The sequence below is a fragment of the Motilimonas eburnea genome, assembly GCF_021295345.1.
Taxonomy (GTDB): Bacteria; Pseudomonadota; Gammaproteobacteria; order Enterobacterales; family CBDFNC01; genus Motilimonas; species Motilimonas eburnea.
Genome location: NZ_JAIMJB010000016.1, coordinates 1 through 18,409, shown reverse-complemented (window position 1 = coordinate 18,409; position 18,409 = coordinate 1). Strand labels below are relative to the sequence as shown.

At 45.0% G+C, this 18,409-nt stretch carries 12 protein-coding genes; 11 read left to right on the top strand and 1 reads right to left on the bottom strand.

Annotation, left to right across the window (positions count from 1 at the left end; all coding sequences use genetic code 11):
• The first annotated feature begins 120 nt into the window (after positions 1-120).
• From K6Y21_RS15300 to K6Y21_RS15265, 8 genes are all read left to right on the top strand, one after another.
• Positions 121-957 (top strand): peptidylprolyl isomerase, encoded by an 837-nt coding sequence (locus K6Y21_RS15300; RefSeq protein ID WP_233072748.1) that lies wholly within the window; start codon positions 121-123, stop codon positions 955-957.
• A 1-nt stretch (position 958) separates the two neighbouring features.
• On the top strand, positions 959-1,846 hold the full coding sequence (locus K6Y21_RS15295) for a peptidylprolyl isomerase (RefSeq protein ID WP_233072747.1): 888 nt from the start codon (positions 959-961) through the stop codon (positions 1,844-1,846).
• Positions 1,847-1,912: 66 nt separating this feature from the next.
• Entirely contained in the window at positions 1,913-5,203 is a 3,291-nt protein-coding gene (locus K6Y21_RS15290) for a peptidase associated/transthyretin-like domain-containing protein (RefSeq protein WP_233072746.1), read from the top strand.
• Between the two features lie 15 nt (positions 5,204-5,218).
• Positions 5,219-11,581, top strand: coding sequence for a hypothetical protein (locus tag K6Y21_RS15285; RefSeq protein ID WP_233072745.1), 6,363 nt, complete (start codon positions 5,219-5,221; stop codon positions 11,579-11,581).
• A 13-nt stretch (positions 11,582-11,594) separates the two neighbouring features.
• On the top strand, positions 11,595-12,500 hold the full coding sequence (locus K6Y21_RS15280) for a hypothetical protein (protein WP_233072744.1): 906 nt from the start codon (positions 11,595-11,597) through the stop codon (positions 12,498-12,500).
• Positions 12,501-12,709: 209 nt separating this feature from the next.
• Entirely contained in the window at positions 12,710-12,925 is a 216-nt protein-coding gene (locus K6Y21_RS15275; protein ID WP_233072743.1) for a hypothetical protein, read from the top strand.
• A gap of 243 nt (positions 12,926-13,168) precedes the next feature.
• Positions 13,169-14,011 (top strand): hypothetical protein, encoded by an 843-nt coding sequence (locus tag K6Y21_RS15270; protein ID WP_233072742.1) that lies wholly within the window; start codon positions 13,169-13,171, stop codon positions 14,009-14,011.
• A gap of 9 nt (positions 14,012-14,020) precedes the next feature.
• Positions 14,021-14,491 (top strand): hypothetical protein, encoded by a 471-nt coding sequence (locus K6Y21_RS15265; RefSeq protein ID WP_233072741.1) that lies wholly within the window; start codon positions 14,021-14,023, stop codon positions 14,489-14,491.
• A gap of 1 nt (position 14,492) precedes the next feature.
• On the opposite strand, the gene K6Y21_RS15260 is transcribed toward K6Y21_RS15265, so the two are convergent.
• The gene (locus tag K6Y21_RS15260; protein WP_233072740.1) at positions 14,493-15,200 is read right to left on the bottom strand and encodes a S26 family signal peptidase; all 708 of its coding nucleotides are present in this window, start codon (positions 15,198-15,200) and stop codon (positions 14,493-14,495) included.
• 324 nt (positions 15,201-15,524) lie between these two features.
• Between K6Y21_RS15260 and K6Y21_RS15255 the strand changes: the two genes are divergently transcribed.
• The 3 genes from K6Y21_RS15255 to K6Y21_RS15245 all read left to right on the top strand — a co-directional run.
• A complete protein-coding gene (locus K6Y21_RS15255) occupies positions 15,525-15,950 on the top strand; it encodes a hypothetical protein (protein WP_233072738.1) in 426 nt (141 codons plus the stop codon).
• Positions 15,919-17,796, top strand: coding sequence for a MobH family relaxase (gene mobH, locus K6Y21_RS15250; RefSeq protein ID WP_233072736.1), 1,878 nt, complete (start codon positions 15,919-15,921; stop codon positions 17,794-17,796). Before K6Y21_RS15255 ends, mobH begins: the two co-directional genes overlap by 32 nt.
• Positions 17,797-18,305: 509 nt before the next feature.
• A partial coding sequence (locus K6Y21_RS15245) for a helix-turn-helix domain-containing protein (RefSeq protein WP_233072809.1) occupies positions 18,306-18,409 on the top strand: 104 nt, incomplete at its 3' end.

The window sequence follows — 18,409 nt, the reverse complement described above, 5'->3', positions numbered from 1 at the left end:
TTCAAAAGCATGAATTATGCAAGAAATGGGTGAGCTAAAAGTCAAATAAATGTGACTGATATAAAGGTGCGTGGCATAATTGTCGGCATTTTAAAGTTGTAATCGAAGTTTGAGAGAAAAATGCTAAGAACAGAAGTGGGAAAAGCGGGCAAGCTAGTAAAGGTAATGGCGGCATTGGCATTATCCCTGTCACTTGCTGCATGCAGTGATGAAGGCGTAGTGGCGAAAGTGGGAGACGTTGAGGTGACGCAGTCCAGTTTTGAGCTTTGGTTGAGTATTCAAAACAGTGCCGTTCAAGCGCTTCCCCAAGAACAAGCATTACAACAGTACTTAGAGCAGTTGGCACTAAGCCAAGCGGTTATTCGCCGTGGTGAAGTGGATCTGGACAAGATCCAAGCACAAGCGGCGAGCTACCAACAGCATCAGTTAATCAGTCAGCAGTTACAGCTGGCGGTGGCCGATGAAGTCAGCGATGAAGCCATTGCCAAATTGTATGGGCAACGCGTTAACGAGCTTACCCAAACCAAGCGTAAGCTGGCCCATATCTTAATTCGTGTCCCCCAAGAGGCATCGGATGCTGAGCGATTGCAAGCAAAAAATCGAGCCGAAGAGGCTTACAGCAAGCTTGATACTGGGGCTGACTTTGCCGAGATCGTCCTTGAGTACAGTGAAGATGAACGCACTAAGCAACAAGGCGGAGAGCTAGGCTGGGTCGGGAAAGAGCAAGCGGAAAAAGCATCTATAAGCCAAGCGTTTAGTTTGGAAACGGGCCAATATTCTCTGCCTATCGCGACTAAATATGGGTTTCATATTGTGACGCCTTTGTCTGCGGAGCAAGCGTTTACGCCAACATTAGAGGAGCTCAAAGGCAAGCTAAGTTACGAATTAAAGCAACAAATTCGTCAGCAAACCCGTCAGCAGTTGCTCTCTGAAGTTAGCATTGAGCGAGTGAAGTAAGATGAAGCAGAACGGGTTACTAAACAAAGGGCTAAGTGTTAGTTTAAGCATTGGCTTAACCCTAGGGTTAAGTTTAATGTTAGTGGCCTGTGGTGGCCAAAATGCTAACACGCAAGCGCCGCCGCAGCAGGCCAAGGCAACCCCAGCGCCGCAAACGTCAGCGCAAGAGGTCATTGCCAGCGTCAATGGGCAGCACATTTATGTTGATGAATTTGAATACGCGCTTAATAAGTTAGGTGCCGATTTAGTTGAGCCAACAGAGCAACTACAGAAAAAAGTGCTCGATAGCCTTATCGTTAGCCGGGTGATGGCAAACGAGGCGAAAGCGGCCATGAGTGAGGCCGATTTAGCTGAGCTGGCATTGGCGGTAAAGTCATACCAAGAAGAGTTACTGGTAAAACGTTATTTAAAAGCGCATCTATCCGTTACTCCGGTTTCAGAGCAAGCTTTACAAACGTATTACCAAGAGAACTTACCTTTATTTGGGCAAGACTGGAAAAAAGAATTCTTGCTGATCAAAGCCAAGCCTCAACAGCACGGCTCAAAACAATTATTGGCCGCGACCGTCAAAAAAATTGCCGAGTCGGATGATTGGCAAGCCTATGCCAATCAATACGCTGAGCAAGTGAGTTTTCAGCATGCGGAAGTGCGCGTGTCGTTATTACCTAAGCAATTAGCCGAGCTGTTGCAAGCCACCGAAGTGGGGCAAAGTCATTTTAGCCAAGACGGTTTAACCGTCGTTAAGGTGCTTAAGCAAACAGAGATTCCAGCTAAAGCTTACCCGTTGGTAAAAGAAGAGATCCGAACTCGCCTTGCGCCAATGGCGACACGAGATGCATTAAAACAGTTAACTTCGCAGATATTGGCTGAAGTCGTCGTTGAGCGGTAAGCCCTAAGTCAGCCCGAGTCATGGAGAGACCGAATGTTGTGCGCAAACCTAAAGCAAAGTAAAACTATGCTAGTTAAGTTACTAGTAACGTTAGCTGTTTTGCTATTAGCTGGGTGTGGTGGTGGCAGTGATTCTGTCGACGATAAACAGCCATCCCAAGAGCCTGCGGTGCCAACAGAGCCTCCAAGTGTCTCAGTCGAGCCCAGTGTTGCACCTTCTGTTCAACCTCCGATTATTGCGACCGTTGGGCCAACTCGCCCTCCCGTTTGGCCGAGCAGTTTGCCCACTTATGAGCCATGGCCCACTTTTCCGCCAGATGTTGAACCTTCTAAGCGCCCATCAGGTGAACCTTCGCCAACCCCTTCGGGTGGGCCAACGTCTGAGCCATCGTTAGCACCAACGCCTGATTCGTCGGTTGAACCATCGCCAGACCTCACGCCTGAGCCTTCGGTGGGCCCATCGCTAGGCCCAAGCGTGGCGCCTTCAGTAGACCCCTCAACTGAGCCATCATCTGAGCCCTCAACTGAGCCCTCAACTGAGCCCTCAACTGAGCCATCATTGACACCTTCGGTTGAGCCTTCATTAGCGCCAACGGTCAGTCCTTCGACAACCCCATCTACTGAGCCTTCTGTTGAACCCAGTACAGAGCCTACTCCTACAGTAGAAGTGAGATTAGAGACGCCGGTCAGCTATATCAGTGCCAGCGAAATAACATTAACAGGTACCTTAGTTGAAACGGTTGCGCCTATTGTTCAACCAAGATCGCTTGCTCGAAGTAGAATGGTTTTGTCGGCCAGCTCTTCGCCAAACGAAACCAACTTGGCGCTAGGTAGCGTAAAAGCCTTGCATGGACGTATTGCTGGGGTGCCGATCACGGGCAGCATTGATGGTCAGCGTTGGTCTATCACCGTGCCCTTGCTGGAAGGGAATAATCAGCTGCAGTTAATCCTAACGGACAGTAACGGCTTTGAGCATGCAGAGTATTTTAATATAGGTCGCACCCTAGATAATGCACCACTGGTGGTGAATTTTACCGCTCCTGTCCAAGGTGAATTGCTAACCCAAGCGAACCCAGTCGTCAGAGGGCGGATTGTATTAAAACAGCCCTCAAACAGCATTAGCGTGGCGTTAGATGGCAAACCCGTACAGCAATTACAGCAAGTTAAAGCCAATGAATATGAGTTCGTCACGCATGCCCTAGATTTAATATCAGGCTTAAATATTTCAGCGTTAACCGTGGCCAGCGATCAAGATGAGCTGGTGGAAAAGCTTTACCTGTTTTATCAACCCGAGCAAGTTGACTCACTCGGCCCGCAGGTGGTTATTCTTGCCCCAGAAGAATTTGAGCAACTGAGTGATGCCAGTTTTATGCTGGTGGCCGATATTATTGCAGAAGCGGGCATAAAGCAGCTTAGCTTAGATGGTCAGTCCGTTGGCAATAATATTACCGGTATGAACTACTACCAGTTGCGTGCGATTAAGCAGTTTGCCGAGGGAAGCAATGTCGTCACCGCTGATATCAAGGTGGTGGATGTGAATGATCGTGAATACACAAAATCGGTGCAATGGCAGCGCGATACCGTATCACCCATCATCGAGTTAGCTAACTCAGTACTGGCTTATCCTGCCCTGAATACCGTGATTGAACAGTCGGTTAACTTGCAGGGGGAAGTCATCGACGCCAACCTAGCCAGCTTATTAATCAATGGCCAAAGCGTCAGCTTATCACCCAAAGGTATCGGCCGTTATCAGTTTAATCATGAAATGCAGTTAACACCGGGTGAAGAGCACATTGTTAGCCTTGAGGCATATGACCAAGCCGGTAATAAGGGCGATGTAGCCCTGCGTTATTTACTTGATTCAAGTTACCTGCTTAATCTTGCTCAACCGACTTCGGGCAGCAAAATATTACTGGGCTCAGGCCCCTTAATGGTCAGTGGCACCCTGTCGCAATTGCCTGCATCAGCCAGCATTCGCTTAAGTTTACGACAAGGTGCCAAGCAAGTCGCGCAAGCGCAACACGCGCTGAGTTCGGCCTTCTTCTCCTTTCCATTGACCTTAGACAATAGCGTCGGAGACATGGCATTAGATGCCGTGCTGCTGGATGGCAATGGCAACGAGGTCGCGAAGCAAACCACGCAGCTGACCATTGTTGATCCAACGGCCACCGAATTGGCCATGGTGGGCACTCAACCGCAAATGAATAGCCAAGACGCCGCGCCAAATGGCTTTTTAGCCTTGCATTTTAACAAGGCCGTTGAACTGGCTAAGCTTGACTTGAAAGTGTTTGAAACGGCATCAGGCTTGACCTACCAAGATATGGACCAACCCGGAGCGGATAGTTTCAATGGTCAGGGGCATCAGCTCGTTAATGTCGCTCGCGCCAATGAATTAGTGGCTGGTCAGGTTTCACTATTACCTGGCAATAAAAGCCTGACCTTTTACCCCGCACGACCTTTTGCTTACAACGCACGGGTAACGGTGGCATTGAGCTATGACGGCGCCACTCTGGCAAACTATGAGTTTCAAACCCGCTTATTGCCGACCATAGTCACGGGTAATGTACTTGATATTAACGGCTCACCTTTGGTGGGGGCCATGGTCGACATTCCGGCCTTAAACAAAACCGCGCAAACCAACCAAGACGGGGCTTACCAGTTTAGGTTTACCGCTGAAGAAGAGCGTGAAATTAGTTCAGGCAACTACTTGATCCGTTTTAACCCTAATATGCATCAAGCCAGCTACTCGAGCACTGAGAGTCGTGAACGCATTAGCCAAGGTCGATTTAACCAAATTTCAGTTAAACGTTTAGCGCCGATATCCGACCAATCAGGCTTTACCACTTTGCAGGCAAATCAAGTGAATAGCTTGATGAATGGCGCCTTGAAACTGGACTTTCAGGCAGCCAGTTTTACCCTGCCTGAAACCAGCCTTGCTACCATGGTTCAAGGCCAATTTCTGGAATATCACCAGTTAACCGTGCAGCTAAACCCTGCGGCCATGCCTTTATGGAGTTATGCGGTACAGCCCACGGGCATTTTAGTGGATGGGCAGTTAGCGGTGGACTTTGCCTTGCCGCGGCTTAACGGCGGCTACGAATACTTGCCAGAAGAAAGCACCTATGTGTTATTGCTTGGGGCATCGGCTGATGGTGCCACGCTCACCCCGGTTGGCGCAGGGCAAATTAAGCAGCACAGGGTAGTGAGTGTGGGCAACACCGAGTTTAAGCGACTTGATTACATTGCCTATGCCAGTGTGGATCCGTCGCACCAACCCCTATTTGAAAAATATATTAGCGAACAATGGAATGTGGCTAAGTTAATGCAGGCATTAACTCTCGCGGCATCAAGTAAATAGAGTCAGGGATAGAACATGAAAGCGTCTAAGATGTACCGTGCGTACTTACTACTTGCGATAATGCTAATGTCGGCTATCTACAGCCAAAGCATTCATGCCGTTGGTCTGGCTTCGCCTATTCCTGGGCCTTATATGCCAAGCTTTTATTGGAAGCATGGCGCTATCTTTACTCGTGCCTTAGCGCTTGATAATGGTCACCCGCAATATGTTGAAATAGACGGCGCAACGGGCGCAGAGGTGGGCTACATTGGCTCATTAGCCTCACCTGAGTGGCAAGATGCTTGGCAAACGTCTGCTGATACTTTTCTTGCTTACCAAGCTCGCTATCAGCATCACATGACACCTTCGGAACAAAATGCTGACCTGCCGAAATTAATGTCAGTGGAGGCATATAATCAAACTGATTTTTTCACTATTGATGATAAGCCGGTGAATAAGCAGCCTATCAGTGCTCCTTATACCCATGTGTTAGTGGTCAATGAAAAGCGTATTTTTAGTACCAGTGGGGAGTTTTTGATACTTGATAAGTATCAATTAGATCCTTCTCAAAGCATCGCTGGCAATAGTAAATCTTTGTTGGTTGACCCAAAAGGGCAAGTGATCTTTCAAAGCCCAAACAATATTGGCTTTCGTGTTGGCTTTTATGGTGATCCTAGTGCTCCAATGAGCGAGGCAAATAAGCGCTCAGGTCGTGAAAGTAGCGATGAAATTTTCGGTCCATTGGCGGGTGTACCGCTACAAATGGGCTTCACCGGAGGCGGTGTAACCGACGAAAAAGGCAAATATACCTTCACTTATTTATTGCCGCCTTGCCCAGGGTTCTCATTTCATTACACCACAACCTTCTGGGCAACCATGTATTACCAAAGGTTTAACCCACATCATGATGGGATTATGCCTTATGTCATGATGCGTGATGATTATGACTTCTGTATGGGGTACGAAGTCTATGACCATCGCGTGATCCCCATTAAAGCGAGTTTATCAACTTATAAGCCAGCGATAGATTTTCCGGTTGACCTTATTGTACTCAATGGTTTTGCTAGCGTAGTTGAAGGCGGTAAAAACGTGCCGATTGGCAGCGAAACTCGTTATGAAAGCTATAAAGAGTCCGGTGACAAGCAGCTATACCGTATTGCCAGACAAAATCGCGATTATGATTCAGATGGCACTCCAGACACACTTTTACTTGGCGGCATTGAATATGTGCCTGCTGACGAACCAGAACAACCTGATGTTGCCGTATTTAACCCGGCAGCAGAAGAGATACAGGGGGTTTGGTTATCAGGTAGTGAGCTACCGCCAGAGATAAAGGCTAAGCTTGATAGCGCCCATGCTTTGCAGAAACAGCTATTTGAACTTAGGCAAAAAGGTGAAGACGATACCGGTATTGTTGACCAACTGGCGAGTTTGGGGGTCATTGAAATCGAGCCAGACTTTACCCGTCAAGCCGATTGGAGTGATAACTTCGATGACTTTGGTAAACTAGCCGAAATCAGCAAAGAAGATTTATTAAAAACCGATATCTATGTGGTTCGCAGCTCTAACGGTGAGTTGGTGTATGAGCGCGAAGGGATCCCCGTTGATGAACTCGATAGCGGCATAAAAGACGGCCGCTTTAACTACACAGTTAAATTACGTGGCGGCCTAGCTACCGAGCTATCTTACAAAACCTACCAAGATTTTAGCCAATGGCAGATAGACGGCCATATCCAGCCTAAATTTCAGCAGCGCCAAGCCGACCATTTAAGAGCGGGAGAGCTGGTTGAAGTCTATGCCATCAACCGTGTAACGGGTTACATGGGCGTTATGCCGGTGCGCCTTAAAGCCGCAACAGGGGGGAGCTTGCTACTTAGCTTCCCTATCGACGAACTAAAAATGACAAGACCGAACCTAAAGGTCTGGTCAACGCGTAAAACCCGTCAAGAACTCGGCCTTAACCAAGGGCAAATTGACGAATACCTTATTGGTAATGAAGGGGCGGGCTTAACTCAGGACATGTTCCTTGCTCTTTATACCGAATGGACTAACCAGGACGGCTCACCGATTCCGGCAGTGTTAAGTGATTTTGGTTATACAGCTAGGCTGGCTAGTCTAGTTGATGATCAGGTATTGGGAGAATATAACGCCAGCTCAGTGAGCCAATTCTCCGTGCTCCCAGGCATTCAATTACAAGCGTTAATGCTATTTCGCGACAACGTAGACAACCAACGCTTTTATGTGCAGGTACATGCCAAGCCCGAAGCCGAATCTCCTGATTTTAGCTCAACCGGCAGACACCAAGGCAAATTGGGTCAGCGCCCCGATGAGTTCGTGCCCTTTAAGGTACCCGTCTTTGATGAAGATGCAACCAGTGCCATTCAAGACAATTTAAATGCACAAAAAAGTGCCAACCCAGATTTCGAATGGTACAAAGCCGACCCGATTTATCACTATGTTTATCGCCCAGAGTATCAGTTTAGTCAGTACACTTTGCAGATCGATGAGATAAACCGTAAGCCTAATGGAGGGGAGCTAGAAAATATAATAAACCAAGATCTTCCCGTCATCACAGCAACCGATGAATTACTTGATCTGCTTCATCTGATTGCGATTGATGAAAACCTTGCTTTGGATGCTTGGGCTATTAATGGCGAGCAAGAGCTCATCTTTGATATTAACGGGTTAGAGGTGAAAGCGAGCGTTAACCAAGGCACCAAGCAGGTCACCTTTGATGATTTGAGTGTGTTGAGTGACCTCAGTGTTGAAGACTTTATCAGTATTCGCTTATTTGCCAACAATGACTCTGCAAACATTCTTTGGGAATATGCTTTTGAGTATATATTTATTCATTCGAGACTGATTGGTGATAACAATGAAACTAAAGATACCTATTACGTCACCGCCGATAACCCTGTTGTTGAACTAAAAGCGGGTGTCTTGGGATATGCGAATCGAAGCCAAGAAGATCAGAGGCCATATAGTATGTTTTGGTCAATTGCAGGGGACGGTAACTTTTCACAACCATTACAACCAAACAATAATATTGGCATTTTTGATAACACCTTAGTCATGCCCAGTACAAAAGGTGCTAAAGGTATCGCATCCGTTAGTTTAAGAGAAGGAGGTGCTTCATCAGCCAATGCTCAATGGAAAACGGTTGAAGTGTTAGCTGGTAAACCAGCAAGTATTACCATAGAGCAGTCAGCTAACAGCGTCGTAACCCTAGGTCAAAGTGACGTCAAGTTAACTTTTACCGTGAGAGATGGCTCTCCAGCGAACAACTTAGTGGAAGATGGTACGGCTGTCAGCATTCAATTTGCAGATAGTTTAGTAATGAAAGAGCATGACTTGCTAACGAAAAATGGTGTCGCCTACGCCATTTTTACTGGTGGTGAGTTTGCTAAAGATGAAACGGTTATTACTGCTAGTGTAGGTGAAGGTGTTACGGCGTCCACCACGTTAGCGATAGAGCCCCTAACGGTTACAATTACACCTGAAAAATCGACTTTAAATAAGCGAGAAACGACTGAGGTTAGTGTCAAGGTGACAACGCTGAGTGGGCAACCAGCGGCTGGTGTACCGGTTAGCTTATCGGCGGGTAAGGGACTATTTAAAGAGCAAGAATTGATTACCGATGCATACGGCCAAATAAAAACCACCTTTACCGCGGGTTTGAATGAAGTTTCCGATAAGTGGGTTGCCCAGGCAGGCTTTGTCGGTATTGCTCAGCATGAATATGAAGTTAAATCACCTTCATCGCGCTCAATTGATGCTCAAGATACCATGCTGTTAGCAGATAAATCGACGGCAGGCATTTTGACAATGGATGCCTATGGCGTTGAAACCACTGCAGGTTATGAAGTCGAAGCGACGGTTAATGTGCGCGGTGAAGTGGGTGATACTCTGAGTATTGGTGATATGGCCGATCCTAACTTAGAGCCGCTAGTATCTATCACGATGAATCAAATTAACTATGGCTATAATGGTTATCAGTTCAATGATGGCCATGGTTTTAACCCTGGTTTAATTCAAGGCGTCACGCTAGTCAATGATCACCCTCTGGGGGGGGGGCGAAGCGCAGCATTCTTAGCTGATAGTACCATGACGGTCACCGCTAATGCGCTGCTGGATTTTAGAGAAAATATAGGCTTTAGGCTCGATATTAAGCCTCTTGGCGAAGGCCAAATTCTAGATTATGCCAGCAGTGGTTTGAAGCTCAGTTATTATGGCCAGCAGCTAGAGTTAAGTGTGGGAACGTCAAACGGCAGGCAAACCCTTAAGGTGCCTGCAACCTTGGGCCGCTGGCACAGTGTTGCAGCAAAGGCAACCAGTGATGAGTTAGTCTTATATGTAAACGGTGAAACGCACACCTTAACATTAAATGGAGCCTTGCAACCAAGCGTGGGCGATATTGCCATGGGTGGTTTAGATGCGGTGATCCGAGGATTCAGGGTTTATGATTACAGCAGCCTACCATTAATCACCTTCGCCGATGGCAGCACTCGCACTACGTTACAGTCAACTAACCAACAAATTACCGTAAAAAGCCAGGGCAACTTAGGTAAGTTAATGCTAAATAGTCAACTGAAAAGTTTACGCGTAGCATTAATTACCGACACCCAGCGCAACTATGCATCGCTATTAACAACAGCTGGGTATCAGGAAGTCGCTCTTAAATACCTATTTACTGTTTCACCACAACGACCAACCGCACAAGTTGGATTACCGCTTGGTTTTATCATGTCATCGGCTCACGCTTGGAGTTGGGACTCGGTGTGGGAAGGAGTAAAAACCACGGTATCTGTTTTTATTCCTTATGAAGACTTTATCATCATAGGTGAGCAACTGGTTTATCTTTACAACCAAGATTGGGAAAACTTTGACGCAACGACATTAGCATTTGCTTCCATTGGAGCGGCAACCATCATTCCCGTAGCTAAGCCGCTTAAGCCCTTGTTAGGGCCAATCAAAAAAGTGGTTGATGGTATGCGAAGATTTCCAGGCTCCAAACACTTTGCCGGAGCCATGGGAACAGCCGCTAAAGCTGGGCTAAGTGGTAAAACTGAAAAGTTAGTCGATATGTTGCCGTTTATCTTAATTGCTGTTGAACTATACGAAGACCCAGAAATTTTCGAATTTTTCATGTCCGCGATTCAAAGTGAAGATGATTTGTGGGTATGGGTTGAATACATAGCTGAAGTAGTAAGACTTGAAGGTGGCTTGGATGTGTTGGCAAGTCAAGTTAATGCATCAGAAGAGCAAGCCATTGCTTCTTTACCCCTTTCTTATTTCATCTCAGCAGCTCATGCAGGCTCGACTAAAAATATCGCCGACAAATTGAAAGCAAAAATTCGGCAAGTTGTTAAAGCTATCGATACAGAAGATGCAGAGCAATTGACCAGTATTCTTCGAGATGTGATGCGCAACGCTGACTTGAAAAAAATAGCCGCGAGTGGTACCTACTCATTGCGTTTATTTGCTTCATTTGGCGGACGTAATTTGCAAAAGTTTGTAGCAAACAGCAAAGATTGGCGGGTCAATCGCTGGCTGGTTATGTTCAGTGTGATGTATTTAGTCGAGGAATATACTGAAGGTCGACTGCAACTTGAAAATGGTAGTCAGATCACCGCATTGGTGAATAATGTGCTGTCTAACAATATTAGTAATGCTAATGGTGCCGTATTTCAAATCGTACAAACGGCCTATTACCACGCTTTACACCAAGGTAACAGTGAGACATTTCCTAAAGTGATAGGGATAGATACTGTTCGTCCAGCTTATTACTTAACCAATGGTGTTCAGCAAGGTAATGCATACGCTCGGCAAGTAGATATTTTGCTCGAGAAAGCACAAGAAGAGGCGTTACAAGAAACGTGGGTTGAGCTTAAGTCATACAGTAAATCGACAATTAGTGGCAGTATCAAGCCAACTGGACAGGTTAACCCAGGTCAAGGGGCAAGTCGGGGGAATGCCGTTTATCGTGAGTTTTTCCACGATTACCGCTTGAATAGGCACTTTATTACCCAAGACCCTAATCACAAGAGCTTGATTTTAGAGGTGGGAGATACAGTATATAAACCAAGTCATAAGCTGTTGTGGTTATTTCAAGATTTCAAAGTACCAAACGGTACTAGAAACAAAGGGCAACCACCTACGCCAAGGCAATTGGAAAACTTCATCGCCAAAGCATGTAAAAAACCGACGGATGTAGCCAGTGCTGACTTACAGTACAACTTCAGCCAATCTTCAGAGAGTCTGTTAAAAGCGGATTGTGAAAAAGAGGCTAAATCCTATGTTGAGCTGCGTAATACACGCTCATACTTCACTGAATTATTGGACGTTATTGGCTCTGAGCTTGCCATAGCTGTGAAAGAAGAATTATTAGATGTTGAATGATTGGGGCACGAATATGGATTTAGAACAACTCGACACCAGCGACTGGCTCACCAAAGACAAGGCTTGGGTAGCCGAGCGTAAAGCCAAGTGGGAGCAGTTGGAGCCCATGCTACTAATACAGCGCAAAAAAACCGAAGTGAATGCCATCAAGCAGTATTTTTTGCGCGGCAAACAACCAAATTGGAAAAAATACCAAGACTGGGATAAGTCGCCTCGGCCATTGAATCTCTTTTTGTTCTTATGGCTTCACCCCAGTGATGACGTTGCTGTGTTGAGTCAGGCCTATCGGGCTTATATGGAATCTAAACTGATTCATCCTAAGGATATTCCAAGTGGTTTTGGCGAATTTATGACAACCGAGCTAAGTTATTTTAGTCGGGATTTCGATGATGACCTTGAGGCCTACGCCGCTCTCCATCCTTATGTGGGGGAAAAGAACATCACCTTGTTTCGGGTAATGTACCAAGACCATGACTATATCAAAGCGCAACTTAAGCCCCGCTTTCGTTTTGAGCGCCACTATCTTGAAGCTGTTGCTGGCGTATTTAGGTACGATGGGTACATCAGCTTTATGCTTTTGGGGTTTTGGTTGCTCAAGTCTAATACCTCTCCTTTTTGTCGCTACAGCTTGTTTCAATACCCAGAGGTGTTGGAGTTGTGTTTAGCCTCTTTGCCTTATGACAAAAGCTTTATCCCAGATATTCAAAACCCCATTGGTGTTGCAACGTATCAAAAGGCCCTTTATCGCATTTATCATTTCGACCTTGAGCAAGAGGGCGACACCCCGCGCGCCAATGCCGTGCGTTATTTACGCAAGCGGCTGGATGAATTGGAATGTCGACCCGAGTTTAAGCAAATGTGGCAACAGGTGAAGGCGGGAGAAGTTGAAGTGAATGACCCTTGGGTGCGTGAGCGCTAGGTTAACCTGTATTTTGGGGATAAGCGCCAAAAGCATAGCAGCGAGTCGAATGCTTTTCTCGCTGCTTTGCTTGAAAGCTAATGCGCAGCAACGATACGCAGGGGCAGCATTAAGGTGATAGTGCAATTGTGACTATTGTTGTAAGTTAAAATAATACCTTATTGCTTGTGCTGCTTTGGCGTCTGTTGGCGCACCAGTCATGGTGCGATTTGCGCACACAATTTATCGCTGCATTACTGCAGCTCCCACAGGGTTATTACAGCTCTCACAGGGTTGCCGCCTATAAGGTGGACGGGCAGCAATGCTCGCTCAACATCGTCACGGGAGCGGGCGTAGCGCAGCAGTTAATCAAGTACTTTATCCCTTGGTTACAAACCTGCCCGGTGAGTGACATGGAATGCAAACTGACCAGTGAGGATGAATAACTTGCGTTAAACGCCTGACATTGCTCTGGCGATAGTCAATGTAAAACGCCTTTTGCCGTGATAATCCGTCTCTTGTTATTTGGATTAAGTTTGAGTGCGACCAAGGTCAACTTTATCTGAATTTCATCTGCGGTAAATCGTTAAACTTCTTTATTATTAACCACTTTATAATCTTGGCTTGGGCTTAATGGCTAACAACACTCAGGCCCTAATACGCGTTTGGTATTTTGATAGGGAGTCAGTATGACACTGGAACAGTTAGCGCCGCCAGAAATTTGGATCACGCCCGATCGCAGAACAGGGCCAGAGGTGAGGACACAAGCTATTACCGCGTTTGGCTTTTGGCACTTGGATGACCCCGAGTGGTTAGCTCAGCGCGAGCGTGATTGGCAACGCCTTGCTAAAGTATGCTTTGATGATACCCCCAAAGCGGAGCGCAAGCTTTATCAGCAGTATTTTATGTATGGCGAAGAGTTTGGTTATATTGATCCTATCACCTTGACTTTGTTGACACCTTTTTCCAGCAAAGACGAGTTTTTAGCGCTGTTTAACTCGCCGCTACTCGATGATGACGAACGAGCAAGGGTAATAAGTCGCTTTGTTTTTAGTTGTCGAAAAGGAGAGCTAGAGCTGCCTTGGTATCAAAGCCATTGCGATATTATTATCTCGGCCTTTTTTAGTGGCGGCTATCAGCTTATCAAGTCACAAACCTATGCTGACCAAGTAAAGCGAATTTCTCCCTTTCCATACGATTGGTGTACCGGCTTTTTATACCGCATCGAGTTATTGTTAGAAGGAGAAATAACATGGATCCCCGTACTGACACGTTATAACTATTTTTTGTCTGCCTTATCTTTTGTAACAGAAGTTGATAAACGAAAGCGTGTAGAAAAGTTGTTAGCCAGCACACTTGAACTGGTTGAAGAAGAATTAGCGCTTGGCAATTTAACTGGGCAAGCCTTAAAGGTTGCTCAGCAATATATCGCACGCCAAGATGATATTACGCAAGCATGGCAGCTCGGTGCGCAAAGAGCCGAAGCCTTGGCTAACCAGTCATCCTCCGTGAGTAACAAAGGCGTAAATTAGGGAATACCAATGACAGACGTTTACGGATGTGTAGTGGTACAGGCAAGTGCTGAAGTAGTGGCCAGCTTTAACCAGCACCGCGATACTGGATTAGAGCAATTAGTGGCCTTCGCTGGAGCCGAACAAAGCATTAATGATGACTGCGATGTCTTTTTTGATCAGCTAGAGATAAAAGGAGACAGCGGTTTGTTTCACTTTTCTCGACCTTATTGGGTCGCCACCGTTAAGCGGTTAGCAAAAACAGCCACAGGGATTGGCTTATACCTGCGCGCCAGAGACGAATATGGCGGAGAGTATTATTTTGCGCAAAATCCACAAGGTGAGCGAGTGGCATTTTTTGCCGGCGGCCCCGAGGCTGATTTTGACAGCGAAGAAGGCGATATGGTCGATGATAGTCAAATGCAACAATGGCTAGCTGTGATACCTGACACCATTCAAGCTGACTTTCCGTTTTTAATCACGTTTGAAGATATCGAGTAGTTTATTTCTCGTTTAATGGTATCGGTTCAAGTGATAACAACAGCCGATGCCGATTTTCGAATGAAAACCAAACAAAAGATATTTTTCCGATAATGTAATCGGAAGTAACCCAGCCAAATTGGCGACTATCCACGCTGCCACTTGGGTTATCGCCAGCGAGATACAACTCCCATTGGCCATTGTTATTTCTTTTCTCCTTTAACCGCTTTGCCAATACCAAGTCGCTAGCACTGCGTTTTAGCACTATCACATCACCTGTCGTTATCGTATTGGCTTGATTGGACCAAGTATCGACGACCACCACATCGCCAACTTGCAGTGTAGGAGTCATAGATGCTGACGGAATATGGTAAAAAGCAAAGCCAAACCATTGTGCTTTATAGGTGTGGCAAAGATAAGCCACCCCGCAATAGAGTAAGGTTGACATGAGTAAAGCAATATAGCGCTTAAGGCTAACCGAAGCCTGCCCATCACGGCGAAAGAGAATAAGGGCGGCAACATAGCTTAGCAAATGAATACCGAATAAACCCACTAAGAGCAGTGTAAAACCAATGGGCTCTAGCACCCACCTTGATATAGCAAGGGTTGCCACCCAAAGTAAAGCCATCACCAATGGCCACATCACTCGCATAGGCTTATGAGTGAATAGCAAGGCACTGCCGGGGATAAATACCCCTAATATCAAAGGGGATAGGTTTGTTTTGCTCATTCGATATTGGTTGATATCAATCAGTTGAATTTTTATGTGATGTTAACATGTAAAGCATTTTTCGAAGAGGTAACCCTCTCTCATCCATTTATCATTTCGACCTTAAACAAGAAAGATATACACCGCTACTCAAAGCTGTGAAAGGTTTTTATGGTGCTTTATAAAACTGGGTTTAAAGTTGTTTATCAGAGTAAAAAACTTTCTTTTTGTGATTGTGTAGCAACAAAAACCTACCCCTAAAATAAGGCCGAGTGCCAGCTTTTCTATTTCGCTTAGCAAACTGAGCCAGTAAGATTAACCGAAAAAACACCCAAAGAGTGCGCTATGTGGAAAAAATACTTAGCTGAAAATGGGCTGGAGAGTGAGATTCACCCAATCAACAAGTTGTTAACTCACTACCAGGGGATAGAGCGCTATCTGCATAACTCATACGAGCCTAATCAGCAATTAACTGAAAAAGTCGAAAAGTATCTGAATGAGCATGATCAGCTAAATATTGAACAGCTATACAGTATTATTCATGAGTTATCCATTTTTTGCGTATCGTTTTATGCAAAAACACCCAGTAAAGAGCTAGGTTTTTGTGATTTTTGGCAACCAGCAATGCAACCTTTTGAAGAGTTTATCTCGCAATGTGGCTTGCTACGAATTGAGCATTCAGCTAAACCCATAATTAAACCCTTGATTATTATAAACCGATTAAAAAAAGAAAAGAATTATGCTTTCATGGCTCAAGCAACGCTCCAGTAAACACACTTTACATCAAAGTAAAAATGATAAAAGGCAGTTTCAAAATAGGGTGCTAAGTGGCGTTGAGTTACTAAAGTGCCCCCAAAGAGTTAGCCTCATCAAAGAGATAAATAAATCTATATCAATTAGCCAAAATCACTGGGAAGAGCTCTATAGCTCGTTAATCATTAATTTCGTCACATTCGTACAAAGTCTGCCTGCATCTGAGGGGGATCATCATTCGTATGCAGGGGGACTTTTAGATCACTCGCTAGAAGCTATGAAGTATGCAGTTAGAGCAAGGCGTGGCGTACTCTATCCGATAGGCGGTAAAGAAGATCTTATTAGCCAAAAGGCAGATATTTTTACTTACGCCGTGTCAAGTGCTGCATTGTTGCATGATGTTGGGAAAGTGATAACTGATTTGCTGGTCGTTCACACGGTTCAAAATCAAGATGAGCCAAAGATCTGGACTCCAACATTGGGAAATATGCCTATTGGCCAAACGTATACTTGGAAAGCAAACAGTAACAGAGCACAAAAGCCGCATGAAATTGCTGGGCTACAAGTCCTTCCATTTCTGATACCTAAAAAAGCCCAAATGTGGCTATTTAGTGATCAAGAGCTTTACCTGCTTTGGGTGTATGCGGTTTCTGGGCAGTATGGGAAAGCGGGATTGCTGGGCGAACTGGTGAAAAGTGCTGATCAAGAATCTGTTCAAGAGAACATCAGCAAGGTTGCGGCTATGCCTGTCAATTCCAATCGATTTCAACAGAGTAGAGTCAATACGGAATCAATGTTTACCAGCAAATTGGTGCAAGTTTTGCGTGATGAGCTACAAAAAGGTGAAATAAGGCTCAATGTGGCAGGTGCAGCTGGTTGGGTCAAAAATAACCGAGTTTACCTGGTGAGCAAACTAGCAGCAGAAATGCTCAGAAACAAAATGTTTGCAGATGAGTCGGTGCAAGCATCAACTCCAAAGAATTTAACTACTATTATCAACATGCTAAATGAGGCTAACCTGCTCATTAGAAACGCTGATGGCGAAGCAATTTACTACTTCAAGATTGTCGATAGGAAGTTCAAAAATGATGATGTGTGGCAACAAACCTTAAGCTTTATTGTAATAGACCAAGAGCAGATTGATCCAAAGAAAACGTTGGGTGAGTTTGAGGGGGAAATCACCGAAGTAACAAGATTTGAGTCTACAGCTGTTGAAGAAATCTTGAAACCCCAAGAGTCTTTACATGATGAAGTTGAAAAACACCCTAAACAGAAGGCCAAAGTAGAAACTCAATCTGAACCTAAAAAAAAAGAAACTGAACCCAACGAAGTAGAGAAAATATCACATGAATCGTTATTAAACGATGTGACAAAGAATGTGAAAAGCCGTTTGCCAGATAGCATAGCCCCACTTGCAAGTAATCCATTAAAAGACGGCAAAACTAGCATCGCGTGGGATGTTGAAGTGAATAATTGGATTAAGCTTATGCTCAAACATAACCAAATCACTTATAACCAGCCAAACAGCCTAGTTCATATTCTTGAGCGAAAGGTTTGTTTGGTTACCCCCTCTATTTTTAAGATGTTTGTTAATGAAAACCCGCAATTGATAGAGTCTATTAGAGAGCTTCAAGGTCAAAGCCGAGGCCAGATACAAAAAACGATTCATCATCAGTACCTAATCAAAATGCATCCGAAAACGCTTACCGGATTCTCAGGTGATAATGAGTTGACAGTTTTGATTAAGGGTAAAAAAAAGCGCTTAATGATGAAGGTGATAGCTCTAAAAGATGGACGTTTGATGTTTGATGAGATACCAGAAAATAACAATTCCTTAGAGTGGGGATTGGCTCCCATGATTTAGCATGAAGCAATATCGTTATTATAAATAATGAAAATAAACTGCATGCAATATTATTCGCATCAGGTTGGAGGGTTGTTTTTATTTTTCCGCCAAGTGAGAGATAAGTTGATATTTAAATCGATAAGTTATAGCGAATTTAACTAAAATTTGGCTGCTTTATGGTTTACAACGTTGTCTAGAGTGGCTTTACTGAGCTAAATATCGCTTATTGCTGATTATATTGATATTTACATTGAATAAAAATAAATAAAACATCATAATTTACGCAAAATTAGTTCAGGCTTGAAGATGGTTTTGGGTGAACGTAGTCGCTGGAACGCATCAATACATACTTACACCTTAATAGATAGGCTTTTGCAAAAGATTAGCTTGGCTCAGTTTTAGGGAGTTATAGTTTCGTAACGCCCGATTTCAGATAATAAGTGCGACATTCATGGAAAGGCGTAGAAGAGGAAGCCAACTGCTGAAAGTGGTACGCTCTTCTCCCCAAAGAAACAAGCAGTACTACCATGAATTATCAGCAGTTGACCGAAGGCAGAAGATACCAGATTTCTGCTCTTTTGGAACGGGGAGTTTCGATTTCTGAAATAGCTAAAGCTGTTCAGTGCCATCG

What these genes read in the sequence shown, in the direction of transcription:
- K6Y21_RS15265 (WP_233072741.1), top strand. Translation starts at nt 14,021, where the DNA reads ATGACAGACGTTTACGGATGTGTAGTGGTACAGGCAAGTGCTGAAGTA.
- K6Y21_RS15290 (WP_233072746.1), top strand. Translation starts at nt 1,913, where the DNA reads ATGCTAGTTAAGTTACTAGTAACGTTAGCTGTTTTGCTATTAGCTGGG.
- K6Y21_RS15295 (WP_233072747.1), top strand. Translation starts at nt 959, where the DNA reads ATGAAGCAGAACGGGTTACTAAACAAAGGGCTAAGTGTTAGTTTAAGC.
- K6Y21_RS15285 (WP_233072745.1), top strand. Translation starts at nt 5,219, where the DNA reads ATGAAAGCGTCTAAGATGTACCGTGCGTACTTACTACTTGCGATAATG.
- K6Y21_RS15255 (WP_233072738.1), top strand. Translation starts at nt 15,525, where the DNA reads ATGTGGAAAAAATACTTAGCTGAAAATGGGCTGGAGAGTGAGATTCAC.
- K6Y21_RS15300 (WP_233072748.1), top strand. Translation starts at nt 121, where the DNA reads ATGCTAAGAACAGAAGTGGGAAAAGCGGGCAAGCTAGTAAAGGTAATG.
- mobH (WP_233072736.1), top strand. Translation starts at nt 15,919, where the DNA reads ATGCTTTCATGGCTCAAGCAACGCTCCAGTAAACACACTTTACATCAA.
- K6Y21_RS15270 (WP_233072742.1), top strand. Translation starts at nt 13,169, where the DNA reads ATGACACTGGAACAGTTAGCGCCGCCAGAAATTTGGATCACGCCCGAT.
- K6Y21_RS15260 (WP_233072740.1), bottom strand. Translation starts at nt 15,200, where the DNA reads ATGAGCAAAACAAACCTATCCCCTTTGATATTAGGGGTATTTATCCCC.
- K6Y21_RS15280 (WP_233072744.1), top strand. Translation starts at nt 11,595, where the DNA reads ATGGATTTAGAACAACTCGACACCAGCGACTGGCTCACCAAAGACAAG.